Source organism: Jannaschia seohaensis, assembly GCF_900116765.1.
GTDB lineage: Bacteria > Pseudomonadota > Alphaproteobacteria > Rhodobacterales > Rhodobacteraceae > Jannaschia > Jannaschia seohaensis.
In genome coordinates this window covers 78,568-93,342 of record NZ_UETC01000009.1, presented here as the reverse complement: position 1 = coordinate 93,342, position 14,775 = coordinate 78,568, and the positions used below count along the sequence as shown (strand labels likewise).

Below are 14,775 nucleotides of genomic sequence, written 5' to 3'. Positions count from 1 at the left end.
CTCAGCCGCCGCGGGCCCGTGCCACCAGGTCGACGGCGGCGGCGACGGCCTCCTCGATGCCCATCTCCGAGGTATCGAGAACGGTGGCGTCAGGCGCGGCGACCAGCGGCGCGTCGGCGCGGCCCATGTCGCGGGCGTCACGGGCCAGCACATCCTTCAGCACTCCTTCGCGGGTCACGTCCATGCCGCGGGCGACGAGCTCGGCATAGCGGCGCTCGGCCCGGATCTCGGGCGCGGCGGTGACATAGAGCTTCACCTCGGCATCGGGGCAGATCACCGTGCAGATGTCGCGCCCGTCCAGCACCGCCCCTTCGGGCGCGCGGGCGAAGCTGCGCTGGAAGTCCAGCAAGGCGGCGCGCACCTCCGGGATCACGGCGACGCGGCTGGCGGCGGAAGCGGCGGCCGGACCGCGCAGATCGTCGCGGGCGAGATCCTCGGGCGTCAGCGTGCGGGCAGCGGCGATGGCCTCTTCCCCCGCGTCCACACGGGCGCCAACGGCCCGATAGAGCAACCCGGTATCGAGATGCCGCATCCCGAAACGCGCGGCCAGCGCGCGGGAGATTGTGCCCTTGCCCGAGGCGGCCGGGCCGTCGATGGCGACGGTGAAGCTCATGCGGCGGATCCCTTTCTAACGACAGCAGCCGTCTAGGCCGCCACCGTCCATCCGTCCACCCGCCGCGCTCAGGCGGCCGCTTCGGCCGCCGCCGCCATCAGCCGCTTGAGGTCGCCGAAATAGCCGCGCGAGCGGGCGGGCCGGTTCGGGTCCGAGGTCACGGCCAGCGTCAGCCCACGCGCCGGAACGACGGCCAGCACCTGACCGCCATAGCCGCGCCCATAGGCCGCCCGCACCCCGTCGAGTTGGGTCAGGAACCAGCCGTAGCCATAGGAGTCTCCCGACCAGGGCGACCGCGCGCGCGGCTCCCAGGAGGCGTCGATCCAGGCCTCGGGCACGACCTGCCGGCCCTGCCAGCGCCCGCCCTGGCGCACCATCTCACCCACGCGGGCCAGAGCGCGGGGCGTCATCGCCATCTGGTTGCCGCCCAGATAGAACCCCTGCGGGTCCCGATCCCAGCGCGGCAGCGCGATATCCAGCGGATCGGCCAGCCAGTCGGAGGCCAGCGCGTGAAGGTCGCGCCCTGTAACCCGCGCGAGCACCGCCCCCAGCACGTGCCATGTGCCGGTCGAATAGGTGAAGCCGGTGCCGGGGCGGCCCTCCGGTTCGGCGTCGAGCACGTAGGAGACCCAGTCGCGGCTCTCGACCCAGGCACCATAACGCGGACCGGATGTCGAAGGCAGACCGGTGCGCATCGACAGAAGATGCCCGACCGTCAGCGCGTCGCGGGCGTCTCCGGCGGGCGCACGGCCCAGGAGCGGCAGCACCCGGACCTCCGGACCGGACAGATGGCCGCGGTCGACGGCGATCCCGGTGAGCAGCGACAACAGCGTCTTGGAGACGGATTTGACGTTGGCGATCCGCTCCAACCCCGGCCCCCGGGGCGCAAGCGACAGCAGCGGCGCGCCGCCCTGCACAAGCTGGAAGGAATGGAGCTGATCGAGCGCGGCGGCCTCCGCGGCCACGGCGTCGAGCGCGGCGCTCGCGCGCAGCGCGGCGGGCGCGGCCAGAGCGGCGGCTCCGGTGAAAAGAGCGGTGCGACGGGTCAACTGTCTCATGGGACAGGAGCTAGGCGGCGATCCGCCCCCTCCAACCCGCGATCACAGATACGCGAGCCAGAGCGCCAGACCGGGCATCAGGATCAGCAACGCCACCACCGCGAGCGAGCAGAGGATGAACGGGATCGCAGCGAGATAGATCTCGCGCATGGTCGTCCCCTCGGGCGCGACCCCCTTCATCACGAATAGCAACAGCCCGAAGGGCGGCGTCGTGAAGCTGATCTCCAGCGCCAGCAGCATGATCAGGCCGAACCAGATCGGATCGTAGCCCAGTTGCGTCGCCAGCGGAAAGAAGATCGGAACGGTGAGCAGCATCATCGAGATCTGCTCCATGAACATGCCGAGGATCAGCAGAACCCCGAACATCACCAGGAGCATGACGACCGGCGCAAGCTCGAACCCTGTGGCCCAGTCGATCAGACCGCGGGATGCGCCGGAAAAGGCCAAGAGCTGCGAGAACGTCGCCGAGCCGAAGACGATCAGATAGGCCATCAACGTGACCCGCAGCGTGCCGCGAACCGAGGCGCGCAGGGCCGCCCAGGTGAGACAGCGGTAGAAGACGGCCAGGATTATCACGCCTAGCGCCCCGAAGGCCGCCGCCTCGGAGGGGGTGACGATGCCGCCGATCATCATCGCGACGATGACGACCATCAGGCCGATCATCGGCACCACGTCGCGGAGGAGCAGGGCCAGTTTTTCGCCCATCGTGCGGTCATCGACCTCGTAGGGGGGCGCGGCCTCCGGGTCGAGCCGGGTCTGGAGGTAGATGGTCGCCAGATAGAAGCCGGCCAGAATCAGCCCGGGGATCACGCCCGCGATCAGCAGCGCGCCCACATCGATCTGCGCCAGCGTCGCCAGCAGCACGGCCAGCGCCGAGGGCGGGATGATGATAGCAAGCCCCCCGGTGCCGAGGATCGGGCCGATCGACATATGGGACTTGTAGCCCCGCTTGTTCATCTCGGGCACCATCAGCGAGCCCAGCAGCGCCGTGGACCCCATCGACGACCCCGAGAGCGTCGAAAAGCCCGTGCCGCCCAGCACGGTGACATAGCTCAGCCGTCCCGGCAGCTTGCCCAGCAGCCGGTCGATGGCCGAGAACATCCGGCCGCCCAGGCCGGTATGGAAGAACAGCTCTCCCATCAGCAGGAAGAGCGGGATGGGGACCAGCGCGAAGCTGGTCAGCGCGCCCCAGCCGTTGTTGAGAAGCTGCACAACCCCGCGCTCGCCCCCCATGAAGACCCAGGCGCCGACGATATTGGCCGCCAGGAAGGCCAGCGCCACGGGCATGCCGAGCGCCATCAGCAGCATGATCGTGCCGATCAGAAGGCCGAGCGCCTCGAACCACTCCATCAGCGGGCTCCGATCCAGGGGGTCATTCGTGAATCCCCGCTTCGCCGGAGTGGAGAAGCTCGGGCCCGAAGACGAAGCGCCCGAATTCGATGGCCATGACGGTAAAGCTGATGGGGAACGTGATGGTGAGCATCCAGCGCGGGTAGAAATAGGCGCGCACGTCGAAATCGTTGCGCTCCAGATTGGTCAGGAACAGCTCCAGCCCATACCAGGCCAGCACCAGGCAGACGGCGACGCAGAGCGCGGCGATGGCGCGGGAGACGGCGCGGCGGGCACGCCCGGGCAGCGCGGCGGTGACAAGCTCGATATGGACATGGCCGCGCTCGCGCACGAGCCAGGGCGCGCCGAGCATCGTCATGTAGAGCAGGCCGTATTCCGTCGAGGTGAAGAGCCAGGCGAAGGGCTGCATCCCGAAATTGCGCATCGCGACCGACGTCACCACCGAGACCATCAGCCAGACGAGCGTCAGCGCCGCGATCAGAGCCATGGCCTGCACGAGCAGGTCGTAGAGGCGGATCACAAGGCGCATGGGGGCCGCTCATCGAGCCTTGACGGCTCTCTTAGCCATTGGCGCGCATCGAGGCCGGAAAAGGGTCTGTCACACCGCATCTCTGTCGCCTGTCAAGTCTGGGAGCCACTGCGGGTGGCCCATATATAGAGGGTCGCCCCCCGCCGTGATGTGAGTGATCGGCGGGGGACGTTCGGGCCGGAGCCCGATGCGGGCGGCGCGGCGGGACGAGTGCTCTGCGCCGCCCAAACTCAGCTGTCCGCCTCGGGGTCGTAGAACAACTCGATCAGACGGTCGTAATTGCCATCGCCCTGCGGGCTTTCGGCCATCAACTCCTTCATGCGCTCCCAGGTCTTCTCCCGGGCGGCGGCGAGGTAGTTGGCCCGGGCCTCGCCCTCCAGTTCGACGACCTGCATGCCCTGCTCTTCCAGGGCGGCGAAATCCTCGTCGCGCTTGGCGCGCAGGGCCTCGACCGAGTCGATCTCATGCTGGATGGCGACGTCCTGGACGATCTGGCGGGCCTCCTCCGAGAGGGAGTTCCACTTCTCCAGGTTCACGATCACGCCCAGGTCGGTGGAGAAGAAGCAGGGCTCGATCCGGTAGTTGAGGAACTCGTTCCACTTCAGGTCGATCAGGCCGATCTGGGTCCAGCCGGTCGCGTCGACCACGCCGCGCTGGAGCGCCGCATAGACGTCGCCGGTGGGCAGGTCGATCACTTGGGCGCCGAGATAGTTGGTGAAGAAGGCGTTGTAGACCGCGTTGCCGCGTAGCTTGAGCCCCTCGACCTCCAAGTTGCCGGCATCGTCGAACTCGGGCGCGTTTCGTGTCCAGAGGTTGTAGCAGACACCCGAGTCGAACCAGCCGAGATATTTCAGGCCCATTTTCTCCTGGTGGATCTCGTCGATCAGGGCGATGCCGCCATTCTCGCGGGTCTCGATGGCGGTCAGGTTGGAGGCGACCAGGGCGTCCTTTTCGGGCAGCGCGCCGCCGTAGAAGGAACCCGGCGTGTAGACCATGTCGACGATCCCGTCACGCACGGCGTCGGGCTGCTGGAACATGCCGATGGCCTCGGGGCCGCCGCGAACCTCGATCTGGACGACGCCCTCGCCGGCCTCGTTCACCTTGTCGACGAACTCCAGAAAGGACTGGGTGTAGATCAGCGTCTCCGGGAAAGCGTGGACGGCGGTGATCGTGTCTTGCGCGCTCGCCGCGATGGGGGCCGCGATAAGGGCGGCGGTCAGCGTAAGTCTCATATTTCCTCTCCTGTCGGGTGTCCCGATCCGTTGTTGTCCCGGGCCGGGACGGCCCAGGGGTGTTTGTTGTGGTGGTCGCCCCGGAACGCGGCGATGGCGGCGGCGTGGCGCGCCGTCAGGTCGATATCGTCCCAGCCATGAATCAGCTTGTCGCGCCGGGTCTCGTCCAGCGTGAAGCGGAGCGTCTCGCCCAGCCCGGTCACGGTGCCCGCGGCCAGATCGATCGTCAACTCGGCGGGGAGCCGGGGCCAGAGCGTCTCGGCCTCGGGGATGCAGGCGGGGAGCAGTCCGTTATTGGCGGCATTGGCCGCGAAGATGTCGCCGAAGCTGGGCGCGATCACCGCGCGGATGCCGAAATCGACGAGGGCGTAGACCGCGGCTTCCCGCGAGGAACCGGAGCCGAAATTGGGCCCGGCGACCAGGATCGTCGTACCTTCGGGGATGCGCGCGTCGGTGTCGTGCAGCAGGAAGCGACCATACCCCTCGGAGCGCGGGGTCGACATGAAGCGGGCCGGGATCAGCTGATCCGTGTCCACATTGGCCAGCGGCAGGGCGGCGGCGCGACCGGTATGGGTGGTCCAGCCGGTCATGGGCGTGCCTTTCCGGCCGATGCCGCCGCGTGCTGGCAGAGGCCGGGATTTGAGTATTTTTGGCCAGAAGAAGACAGGACCGGGTGCGCGCCGGGCCGGGCGAAGCAGAAGGGTCGGGAGAGGAGCGTCATGCCGCGTCCCTCCCGTTCAGCATGGGACGCAGGTCGGTCAGATGGCCCGCGACGGCGGCGGCGGCGACCATGGCCGGTGACATCAGATGGGTGCGCGCGCCCTTGCCCTGGCGGCCACGGAAGTTGCGGTTGGTGGTGGAGGCGCAGCGTTCTCCGGCGGCGACCGAATCTCCGTTCATCGCCACGCACATCGAACAGCCGGAGCCGACCCAGTCGAGCCCTGCCTCGGTGAAGATGCGGTCCAGTCCTTCCTGCTCCGCCTGCTGCTTGACGAGGCGTGAGCCCGGGGAGACGAGGCCGGGAACCTTGGCGCGGCGCCCGGCCAGCACGGCGGCGGCCGCGCGCAGGTCCTCGATCCTTGCATTGGTGCAGGAGCCGATGAAGACCCGGTCGATCGGAATGGCGGCCAAGGGCGTGCCCGGCGTCAGCCCCATATAATCGAGCGCGGCGCGGGCGTGGTCGCTCCGAGGTTCGGGCACCGACTCGGTGATGGGCAGCGCGTCCTCGGGCGATGTGCCCCAAGTGACGATGGGGGCGATTTCGGCGGCGTCCAGGGTCACCTCCCGGTCGAAGCGCGCGTCGGCGTCGGAACGGAGCGAACGCCAATCGGCCACCGCGCGCCCCATGTCGGCGGGCGCGTAGGGGCGGCCCTCCACATAGGCATAGGTCGTCTCGTCCGGGGCGATCATGCCGAACCGCGCCCCGCCCTCGATTGAGAGGTTGCACAGGGTCATGCGCGCCTCCATCGACAGGCCGCGCACGGTGCTCCCGGCATATTCCACCGCATGGCCGGTCGCCCCGCCCGCACCCAGCCGCGCGATCCAGGCCAGCGCCAGATCCTTGGCGCCGACACCGGGGGCCAGTTGGCCCTCGACGGTGATGCGCATCGCCTTAGGCTTACGCTGCCAGATGGTCTGGGTGGCCAGCACATGCGCGACCTCGGTGGCGCCGATGCCGAAGGCCAGCGCACCGAAGGCCCCATGGGTGGAGGTATGGCTGTCGCCGCAATTCACCTGGAGGCCCGGCAGGGTCAGCCCCTGCTCCGGCCCGATGACATGGACGATTCCCTGGCGCGGGTCGTCCAGGCCGAAACAGGTGATCCCGTGACGGGCCGTGTTGGCGGCCAGCGTCTCGATCATCCGGGCCACGGCGGCATCCTTGGGCGCCCCACGCGTGGGCGCATAATGGTCGGCCACACCGAAGGTCAGGCCGGGCTCCGCCACCGGCAGGCCGCGCGCGTCGAGCTTGGCGAAAGCGTGATGAGAGCCCTCATGCACCAGATGCCGGTCCACCCAGAGCAGCGAAGCGCCGTCCTCGCGGCGGAGCACCTCATGCGCGCTCCAGAGACGGTCCAGCAGCGTGGTCATGCCCCCTCCCCGATCACGGGCCGCCAATGGCCCTCACCCCCATCCCGCACGCGGGACAGCGTCATGTCCAGGCGGAACAGCTCGGGCACGTAGAGCGCGGAAAGATATTCCACGCCGCGCCCGCCCGCGTCCCGAACGGTCCGAGTCAGCGACAGCAGCGGCGCGCCGAGCGTCACGCCCAGCGCCTCGGCGACATCGGGCGTGGCGGCGGTGGCGGTGACGGATTGCGCGGCGGCCTCGATCCGGGTGCCCGACCGTTCCAGAAGCTGCAGGAGCGGAGACTGCGCGAGATCGGTCTCGTCATAGTGGCTCGAGATCTCTTCGGGCACATAGGTGGTGAGGTGGCTGAACGGACGCCCCTCGGACAGGCGTATACGGGTGGCGCGTTGCACCCGCGCCCCCGCCGGCAGATCGAGCGCGGCGGCCACCGGCGCGGGCGGCGCGACATAGGAAAAGGACAGCAGCCGAGCCGTCGTCTCGCGCCCCATCTGAAACAAGTGCGGCAGCGCGATATCGGCCGAAAGCGGCACACCCCCGGTGCCGCCGGTCACTCGCGTTCCCGCCCCACCCCGGGTCTCGACCAGCCCCTCATCGGACAGCGCGGCGAGCGCGCGGCGCACCGTCACGCGGCTGACGTCATGGGCGGCGGCAAGCTTGGCCTCGGAAGGGAGCGTCGCGCCAGGCGCATAGGTTCCGCTGGAAATCTCGCCGCGCAGAGACAGGTATACGCTGCGGGCCTTGCCTCCGGCCGGCCCGCTCTGCGGCGTCATCTGCTCAGGCTGCACCGTCACCCAGTTGGTCCCCTTACTCTCGCAGCGCGTCGATTTGTCTTGGCTTTAGCCCAAAACCTGTCCTATGGAAAGGACAGATTTTGGGGGTAAGGGATGACCGACACGAAAAGCCAGAGCGAGGCCGAGCGCGTCGTACGGACGTTTCTCGCCGCACTAGAGGCCCGCGATCTCGACACGGCACGCGCGCTGACCGGACCGGGCTTCGAGATGCGCTTTCCGGGCACCGGGGCGATGACCGACTTCGCCGAGCTGATGGACTGGGCCGCAGGCCGCTACCGCCGGGTCGGCAAGACGATCGACGCGGTGGAGAGCTTCGCCGACGAAGCCAAATCGGTGGTCTATACCCGCGGAACGCTGGCCGGAGACTGGCCGGACGGCACGCCTTTCGACGGGATCCGCTTCATCGACCGGTTCGAGATCGTGGACGGGCGTATCACCGACCAGCAGGTCTGGAACGATCTCGCCGAGATGCGAGCCGCCCGCCCCGCCGAGGTCCAGGCATGAGCATCGACGGCGTCACCCTCGCCGTGCTCGCCGGACGGATGGAGCAGATCGCCGACGAGATGGACGCGACCCTGTTCCGCGCCGCCTTCAACCCCATCATCGCCGAGGCGCATGACGCCTCCCACGGGCTCTACCATGCCGAGACCGGCGACACGCTGGTGCAGGGCAAGTCGGGCCTGCCGATCTTCGTCGGAGTGATGAGCTTCGCCGTGAAGGCCGTGATCGACCGCTGCGCGGAGGAGGGAGGCCCGCGCGAAGGAGATACCTGGATCTTCAACGACGCGCATCTGGGCGGCACGCATCTATCGGACATGCGGCTGGTGCGGCCCTATTTCCGGGACGGGAAACTGTTCTGCTGGCTGGCCTCGGTCGGCCATTGGCACGACGTCGGCGGCGCGGTGCCCGGCAACTACAATCCGCAGGCCACCGAGGCCTTTCAGGAGGCCTTTATCCTGCCCCCGGTCCGCTTGATCCGCGGCGGCGAGATGCAGCGGGACGTGGTCGACATCCTGATGCGAAACACGCGCCTGCCCGCCTCGGCCCAGGGGGATCTGAACGGGCAGTTGGGCGCGCTCGATCTGGGCGAGACCCGCATGGACGAGGTGCTGGACGAGTATGGCGCCGCGACCGTCGGCGCGGCCCTGGACGCGCTGAGCAACCGGGCCGAAACGCTGATGCGCGCCGAAATCGCCGCCCTGCCCGATGGGCGCTGGGAGGCGGAGGATTTCCTCGACAATGACGGGATCAGCGCCGATCCCCTCCCGATCCGCGTCGCGCTGGAGATCGCGGGCGACCGCATGACCCTCGACTTCGCGGGCACGGCACCGGTCACTGCGGGCCCGGTCAACATCGCGCTGCCGACGGCGGTTGCTACCGCCTATGTCGCGATCAAGCACGTCTTTCCGGACATGCCCGCGAATGCCGGGGTGATGCGGCCGGTGGATGTGCGGGTGCCCGAGGGCTCCCTGCTGGCGGCCGAGTTTCCGGCCCCGGTCGGCGGCTATACCGAGACGATCCTGCGCATGATCGACGTGATCTTCTCCGCCGCGGCGCAAGCCGTGCCTGACCGGGTCGTCGCCAATGCCTATGGCACGATCAACGCGCTTAGCATCGCCGGGCGGCGGGCGAACGGCACGCGCTGGGTGATGTTCAGCTTCTATGGCGGCGGCCATGGCGGCACGCCCGAGGGCGACGGGCTGAACCACGGCAACGCGCCGATCTCGACCGCGACGATCCCACCGCTTGAGATCCTGGAAGCCGCCTATCCCGTCATGTTCCGCCAATGGGCCCTGCGCCCCAACAGCGCGGGGGCGGGGCGGCATCGCGGGGGCCTGGGCGCCATCTATGAGATCGAACTGCTGGAAGAGCGGGCCGAGGCGTTTCTCTTCGGCGAACGGGGCGCCTTTGCGCCCAAGGGCGTGGCGGGCGGCGGCGACGGGGCCATGAACCACTTCGACTACGAGACGGCGGATGGCCGCGCGACACCCCCGCTGGTCTCGAAGATGACCGGCATCAAGCTGACCCGCGGCCAGACCGTTCGCTTGGAGACACCGGGGGGCGGCGGCTACGGCCCCGCCTCGGAACGACCGCCCGAACAGGTCGCGCGCGACGTGGCGCTTGGCTATCTGACCGAGGCCGCCGCCGATGCCGCCTACGGACCCGCATGGAGGACCGCGCCATGATGATCGGCATCGATGTCGGCGGCACCTTCACGGACGTGTTCCTGCTCGACGAAGCGACGGGCCGCGCCGAGGTCGCCAAGGTTCCAACCACCCGCCCTGACCAGTCGGGCGGGTTCCTGGCCGGGATCGGCCAGCTGGCGCCCGATCTCTCGAGCCTCTCCGTCGTCGTGCATGGCACCACCGCCGGCACCAACGCTCTGTTGGAGCGCAAGGGCGCGAAAACGGGCGTCATCGCCACCGAAGGCCTGCGCGACGTGCTGGAGATGCGCCGCCGCGACCGCCCCCGCACCTGGGGCCTGCGCGGCGACTTTCAGCCGGTCGTGCCCCGCGACCTGCGCCTGGAGGTGCCGGAGCGCACGCTGGCCGATGGCACGGTCCGGACGCCCGTCGATCTCGACGCGGTGCGTGCGGCAGCCCGCGCGCTACTCGACCAGGGCTGCGCGGCCGTCGCGATCCTCTTCGCCAACGCCTATGCCAATCCGGAGAACGAGGCGCGGGCCGCCGAGGCCGTCCGCGCCCTCTGGCCCAACCCGCATGTCAGCGTCTCCTCCGAGATCCTGCCGGAGATCCGGGAGTTCGAGCGCTTCTCGACAGCGTCCCTCAACGCCTATCTGCAACCCGAGGTCAGCGGTTATCTCGACCGCCTCAAGGCGGCGCTGACCGGCGGCGGCTTTGGCGGGGAGTTCCTGATCGTCCAATCCAATGGCGGCGTCATGGACACCGCCACGGCCTGCCGCCTGCCCGTGCGCACGGCGCTCTCTGGTCCCGCCGCGGGCGTGATCGCCGCGGCCCATATCGCGACGACGGCGGGGTTCGAGAACGTCATCACCGGCGATATGGGCGGGACCAGCTTCGACGTGGCGCTGATCGCCGGAGGCCAGCCGGGCCTGAGCCCTCAGACCTCCATCGATTTCGGCATGGTCGTGCGCACGCCCATGATCGAGATCACAACCATCGGCGCGGGCGGCGGCTCCATCGCCTGGGTGGATAAGAGCGGGCTGTTGAATATCGGGCCGGAAAGCGCGGGCAGCACGCCCGGCCCGGTCGCCTATGGCCAGGGCAACGACCGCCCCAGCGTCACCGACGCGAATGTCGTGCTGGGCCGGATCGACCCGGACGCGCCGATCGGCGGCGCGCTGGACCGGCTGGATGTGGAGGGCGCCGCGCGCGCCATCGACATCCATGTCGGCGAACCGCTGGGGCTCGATACCATGCAGGCCGCCGAGGCGATCCTGCGGGTGGCCAATTCGCGTATGGCCGGGGCGCTGCGTCTCGTCTCCATCGAGCGCGGCTTCGACCCGAAGCGCTTCGCCTTCATGCCCTTCGGCGGCGGCGGCGCGCTGCATGTGGGCGCGATGCTGGCCGAGACCGGCATCGCGCGGGCCATCGTGCCGCGCTATCCCGGCGTGACCTCGGCCATGGGCTGCGTCATCGCGGATATGCGCCAGGACTTCGTGCAGACGATCAACGCGGCCACAGCGGCGCTGGACGTGGACGCCCTGCGCGCGACGATGCAGGCCCATGTCGATGACGGCATGGCGCTGCTCGACGCCGCCCGCTCCCGCTTCGAGGCGCGGGAGGCCATTTTCGAGCTCGACATGGCCTATCTCGGCCAGACCCATACGGTGGCCGTGCCGCTGGCCGTGGCGGTGGAGAACGGCCGCGTCGCCCCTGTCACCGTGCCCGAGATCGAGGCCGCCTTCGACGCCGCCTACCGGGCGACCTATGGCCGGCTGCTGGACGGCGGCACGCGCCGGGTGATGAACCTGCGCAGCGCCGTGACCGGCCGCCGTCCCAAATTCGACCTGGCGACCCTCGCCCCCGAAGGCGGCACCACCGCGCCCAAGGCCCACCGCCAGGTCCATTTCGGCGACAGCTGGCACGAGACGGCGATCTACGACCGCCTGACGCTGCCGGTCGGCGCCGAGATCCCGGGCCCCGCCATCCTGGTCCAGCCCGACACGACTGTCCTGGTCGACCCCGGCCTCGTGGCCCGGGTCGACCACTTCGGCAACACCATAGTGGAACCGGCATGACCGAGATCGACCCCAAGCGCACCGCGCTGCTGACCATCGACCTGCAGAACGATTTCCTGCACCCAGACGGCGCCTATGGCCGCGCGGGACAAAGCTCCGAGGCCATCGCCGCCCTGCCCGCCCGAATCGCCCCCCTCCGCGACGCGCTGCGCGCGAAGGGCGGCACCTATATCAGCGCGCAGTTCACGCTGGTCCCCGGTCCCGGCGGAGAGCCCCTGATCGCGCCGCATCTGAAGACGCTACGCCCCTTCCTCGGGAAAGGCGACTTCGCCCCAGGCGCCTGGGGCCACGGTCTGGTCGATACGCTCGCCCCCGCCGACTACACGGTCGAAAAGGTCGCCTATTCGGCGCTCTACCAAACGCGGCTGGAATATATCCTGCGTGCGCTTGACATCGACACGCTCATCCTGGGCGGGATCGTCACCAATGGCGGCGTCGCCAGCACCATCCGCGACGCCCATCTGCGCAACCTTCACACCGTGATCCTGTCGGATGGCTGCGCGGCCTTCGATCCCAAGGTGCACGAAGCGACGCTGGTCTCGCTGGGCTCGATCTGCCCGGCCGTCACCTGCGCCGAGATGACGGAGCGACTGCAATGAGCTTGCGTACCCGCCTCGCCCAGCGCGACATCCTGGTCGCTCCGGGCGTCTTCGACCCGCTGACCTCCGCCTTGGCACAAGACGCGGGGTTCGAAGCGCTCTACCTCTCCGGCGCCGCGGTCGCCTATACGCGGCTCGGCCGCCCGGATATCGGGCTCACCTCGGTCACCGAGATGGCCGAGACAATGGCGCTGATCCGCGACCGGGTGGAGGTGCCGGTGGTGATCGACGCCGATACGGGCTTCGGCAATGCGCTGAACGCGCAGCGGACCATGCGCCTCTACGAACGGGCGGGGGCGAACGCCTTGCAGGTCGAGGATCAGACCTTTCCCAAGCGCTGTGGCCACCTGTCGGACAAGACCCTGATCCCGAAGATCGAGATGGCCGGCAAGATCGCCGCCATGGTGGATGCGCGCGCCTCGGAGGAGACGCTGGTGATCGCCCGTACCGACGCCATCGCCGTCGAAGGCATCGACGCCGCGCTGGAGCGCGCCGAGGCCTATCTCGAAGCCGGGGCCGACGTGCTCTTCGTCGAGGCGCCGCGCTCGGGCGAGGAACTGGCGCGCGTGGCGCAGCATTTCGCGGGCCGCGTGCCGCTGCTCGCCAACATGGTCGAAGGCGGCGCGACCCCGATCCAGTCAGCCGCGGACCTGGAGGCGCTGGGCTATTCGCTGGTGATCTTCCCCGGCGGCATCGTCCGCGCCCTGGCCCGGACGGCGGCCGACTACTATGCCAGCCTGCGCGCCCATGGCTCCAACCGGCCCTTCGCGGATCGGATGGACGATTTCGACGGGCTGAACCGGCGCTTGGGCACCGCGGAGATGCTGGCGGCGGGGCGGCGCTACGAGGGATGAGCGTCCTGCCGCCCCCGGAGGCCGTCGACCTGGAGGTGCCGGTGCTCATCATCGGCGCGGGGGCCTGCGGCATGGTCGCCGCCCTCGCCGCCCAGGAGGCGGGCACCGAGCCGCTGGTGCTGGAGGCCGATCCGGTCCCGTCGGGCTCCACCGCGCTCTCGGCGGGGTTGATCCCGGCGGCGGGCACGCGGCTCCAGGCGGAGGCCGGGATCGCGGACGACCCCGCCCGCTTCGCCGCCGACATCCAGGCCAAGGCCAAGGGCGAGAACCCCCAGGCGCTGGTCGACCTGCTGGCGCGGGAGGCGGCGCCCGCCGTGGACTGGCTCTGCGATCTGGGGCTGCCCTTCTCGGTGGTGGACGATTTCGACTACCCGGGCCATTCGCGGCACCGGATGCATGGCTTGCCCTCGCGCGCGGGGCGGGAGCTGATCGACCGTCTGCGCAGCCTCTGCGAGGCGCGCGGCATCGACATCGTCTGCGACCGGCGGGCGGTGGCGCTCTATGCCGAGGCGGGCCGCGTCACCGGCGCCGAAATCGCCGCGCCCGAAGGGACAGAGCGGATCGGGGCGCAGACGGTCGTGCTCGCCTGCAACGGCTATGGAGGCAACCGGGAGATGGTCGCCGCCGAGATGCCCGCCATCGCCGATGCGATCTGGTTCGGCCATGATGGCAATCGCGGCGACGCCGTGACCTGGGGCCGGGCTCTGGGCGCGCGGGTCCGGCATCTGGGCGCCTATCAGGGCCATGGCAATGTCGCGCACCCCCACGGCATCCTGATCACCTGGGCCACGATCACCGAAGGCGGGGTCCAGGTGAACACCCGCGGTGAGCGGTTCTGGGACGAGAGCCAGGGCTATTCCGAGGCCGCGCGCGCCGTGCTGGCGCAGCCGGGCGGCGTGGCCTGGACGATCTTCGATGCGCGCATCGCCGGCGTGGCCCGGCAGTTCGAGGATTTCCGCGCGGCAGAGGCGGCGGGCGCCGTCCGCGAGGCCGAGGACATCGCGGCCCTCGCCGCCACCTGCGACCTGCCTGAGGACCGGCTCGCCGCGGAATTGTCGGCGCTCTCGGGGACGGACCGGTTCGGGCGGCGTTTCCGTAGGGCGGGGTTAACCCCGCCCTACCGGGCCGTGAAAGTCACGGGCGCGCTGTTCCACACCCAAGGCGGGCTGGAGGTCGACGACGCGGCCCGCGTGGTGGGCGCGGACGGGCCGATCCCTGGCCTCTTCGCCGCGGGCGGCGCGGCGCTTGGCGTGTCGGGCAAGGGCGATAGCGGGTATCTCTCGGGCAACGGCCTGCTTTCGGCGGTAGCGCTGGGGCGTGTGGCGGGGCGGGCGGCGGCCGCAGACGCAACGCGCTGATCGGATCTTGGGACGCGGAAGCCGCCGCCCTTGAGTATTTCAGGCCAGAAGAAGGCGGAGCGCTCCGCATCTCGTGGCACG

14 protein-coding genes are annotated in these 14,775 nt (G+C 69.7%); 6 read left to right on the top strand and 8 right to left on the bottom strand.

Annotation, left to right across the window (positions count from 1 at the left end; genetic code table 11):
• Position 1: 1 nt before the first annotated feature.
• The 8 genes from DTQ71_RS16610 to DTQ71_RS16575 form a co-directional block, all read right to left on the bottom strand.
• Positions 2-613 (bottom strand): (d)CMP kinase, encoded by a 612-nt coding sequence (locus tag DTQ71_RS16610; protein WP_109565421.1) that lies wholly within the window; start codon positions 611-613, stop codon positions 2-4.
• A gap of 68 nt (positions 614-681) precedes the next feature.
• Positions 682-1,671 carry a serine hydrolase domain-containing protein gene (locus DTQ71_RS16605; RefSeq protein ID WP_109565420.1) on the bottom strand — a complete coding sequence of 330 codons (990 nt, stop codon included), beginning with the start codon at positions 1,669-1,671 and terminating at the stop codon, positions 682-684.
• A 42-nt stretch (positions 1,672-1,713) separates the two neighbouring features.
• Positions 1,714-3,021, bottom strand: a complete 1,308-nt coding sequence (locus DTQ71_RS16600) for a TRAP transporter large permease (RefSeq protein ID WP_109565419.1) — start codon at positions 3,019-3,021, stop codon at positions 1,714-1,716.
• 22 nt (positions 3,022-3,043) lie between these two features.
• On the bottom strand, positions 3,044-3,550 hold the full coding sequence (locus tag DTQ71_RS16595) for a TRAP transporter small permease (RefSeq protein WP_109565418.1): 507 nt from the start codon (positions 3,548-3,550) through the stop codon (positions 3,044-3,046).
• Between the two features lie 230 nt (positions 3,551-3,780).
• Positions 3,781-4,782, bottom strand: a complete 1,002-nt coding sequence (dctP, locus tag DTQ71_RS16590; RefSeq protein ID WP_109565417.1) for a TRAP transporter substrate-binding protein DctP — start codon at positions 4,780-4,782, stop codon at positions 3,781-3,783.
• Complete coding sequence (locus tag DTQ71_RS16585; RefSeq protein ID WP_109565416.1) at positions 4,779-5,372, bottom strand: 3-isopropylmalate dehydratase small subunit; 594 nt, start codon at positions 5,370-5,372, stop codon at positions 4,779-4,781. The genes dctP and DTQ71_RS16585 overlap by 4 nt, the downstream gene beginning before the upstream one ends.
• Positions 5,373-5,499: 127 nt before the next feature.
• Positions 5,500-6,870, bottom strand: coding sequence for a 3-isopropylmalate dehydratase large subunit (gene leuC, locus DTQ71_RS16580; RefSeq protein WP_109565415.1), 1,371 nt, complete (start codon positions 6,868-6,870; stop codon positions 5,500-5,502).
• Positions 6,867-7,661: a GntR family transcriptional regulator gene (locus tag DTQ71_RS16575; RefSeq protein ID WP_342768135.1), complete on the bottom strand. Its 795-nt coding sequence runs from the start codon at positions 7,659-7,661 to the stop codon at positions 6,867-6,869. Before DTQ71_RS16575 ends, leuC begins: the two co-directional genes overlap by 4 nt.
• A gap of 93 nt (positions 7,662-7,754) precedes the next feature.
• Between DTQ71_RS16575 and DTQ71_RS16570 the strand changes: the two genes are divergently transcribed.
• The 6 genes from DTQ71_RS16570 to DTQ71_RS16545 are packed head-to-tail and all read left to right on the top strand — an operon-like array spanning position 7,755 to position 14,694.
• On the top strand, positions 7,755-8,165 hold the full coding sequence (locus tag DTQ71_RS16570; RefSeq protein ID WP_109565413.1) for a nuclear transport factor 2 family protein: 411 nt from the start codon (positions 7,755-7,757) through the stop codon (positions 8,163-8,165).
• Complete coding sequence (locus DTQ71_RS16565) at positions 8,162-9,847, top strand: hydantoinase B/oxoprolinase family protein (RefSeq protein ID WP_109565412.1); 1,686 nt, start codon at positions 8,162-8,164, stop codon at positions 9,845-9,847. The genes DTQ71_RS16570 and DTQ71_RS16565 overlap by 4 nt, the downstream gene beginning before the upstream one ends.
• Positions 9,844-11,883: a hydantoinase/oxoprolinase family protein gene (locus DTQ71_RS16560; protein WP_245947618.1), complete on the top strand. Its 2,040-nt coding sequence runs from the start codon at positions 9,844-9,846 to the stop codon at positions 11,881-11,883. Before DTQ71_RS16565 ends, DTQ71_RS16560 begins: the two co-directional genes overlap by 4 nt.
• Positions 11,880-12,482, top strand: coding sequence for a cysteine hydrolase family protein (locus tag DTQ71_RS16555; protein ID WP_172500067.1), 603 nt, complete (start codon positions 11,880-11,882; stop codon positions 12,480-12,482). The genes DTQ71_RS16560 and DTQ71_RS16555 overlap by 4 nt, the downstream gene beginning before the upstream one ends.
• The gene (locus tag DTQ71_RS16550; protein WP_109565410.1) at positions 12,479-13,336 is read left to right on the top strand and encodes an isocitrate lyase/PEP mutase family protein; all 858 of its coding nucleotides are present in this window, start codon (positions 12,479-12,481) and stop codon (positions 13,334-13,336) included. Before DTQ71_RS16555 ends, DTQ71_RS16550 begins: the two co-directional genes overlap by 4 nt.
• Positions 13,333-14,694, top strand: coding sequence for an FAD-dependent oxidoreductase (locus tag DTQ71_RS16545; RefSeq protein ID WP_109565409.1), 1,362 nt, complete (start codon positions 13,333-13,335; stop codon positions 14,692-14,694). The genes DTQ71_RS16550 and DTQ71_RS16545 overlap by 4 nt, the downstream gene beginning before the upstream one ends.
• Positions 14,695-14,775 lie beyond the last annotated feature (81 nt).

What these genes read in the sequence shown, in the direction of transcription:
- DTQ71_RS16610 (WP_109565421.1), bottom strand. Translation starts at nt 613, where the DNA reads ATGAGCTTCACCGTCGCCATCGACGGCCCGGCCGCCTCGGGCAAGGGC.
- DTQ71_RS16605 (WP_109565420.1), bottom strand. Translation starts at nt 1,671, where the DNA reads ATGAGACAGTTGACCCGTCGCACCGCTCTTTTCACCGGAGCCGCCGCT.
- DTQ71_RS16600 (WP_109565419.1), bottom strand. Translation starts at nt 3,021, where the DNA reads ATGGAGTGGTTCGAGGCGCTCGGCCTTCTGATCGGCACGATCATGCTG.
- DTQ71_RS16595 (WP_109565418.1), bottom strand. Translation starts at nt 3,550, where the DNA reads ATGCGCCTTGTGATCCGCCTCTACGACCTGCTCGTGCAGGCCATGGCT.
- dctP (WP_109565417.1), bottom strand. Translation starts at nt 4,782, where the DNA reads ATGAGACTTACGCTGACCGCCGCCCTTATCGCGGCCCCCATCGCGGCG.
- DTQ71_RS16585 (WP_109565416.1), bottom strand. Translation starts at nt 5,372, where the DNA reads ATGACCGGCTGGACCACCCATACCGGTCGCGCCGCCGCCCTGCCGCTG.
- leuC (WP_109565415.1), bottom strand. Translation starts at nt 6,870, where the DNA reads ATGACCACGCTGCTGGACCGTCTCTGGAGCGCGCATGAGGTGCTCCGC.
- DTQ71_RS16570 (WP_109565413.1), top strand. Translation starts at nt 7,755, where the DNA reads ATGACCGACACGAAAAGCCAGAGCGAGGCCGAGCGCGTCGTACGGACG.
- DTQ71_RS16565 (WP_109565412.1), top strand. Translation starts at nt 8,162, where the DNA reads ATGAGCATCGACGGCGTCACCCTCGCCGTGCTCGCCGGACGGATGGAG.
- DTQ71_RS16560 (WP_245947618.1), top strand. Translation starts at nt 9,844, where the DNA reads ATGATGATCGGCATCGATGTCGGCGGCACCTTCACGGACGTGTTCCTG.
- DTQ71_RS16555 (WP_172500067.1), top strand. Translation starts at nt 11,880, where the DNA reads ATGACCGAGATCGACCCCAAGCGCACCGCGCTGCTGACCATCGACCTG.
- DTQ71_RS16550 (WP_109565410.1), top strand. Translation starts at nt 12,479, where the DNA reads ATGAGCTTGCGTACCCGCCTCGCCCAGCGCGACATCCTGGTCGCTCCG.
- DTQ71_RS16545 (WP_109565409.1), top strand. Translation starts at nt 13,333, where the DNA reads ATGAGCGTCCTGCCGCCCCCGGAGGCCGTCGACCTGGAGGTGCCGGTG.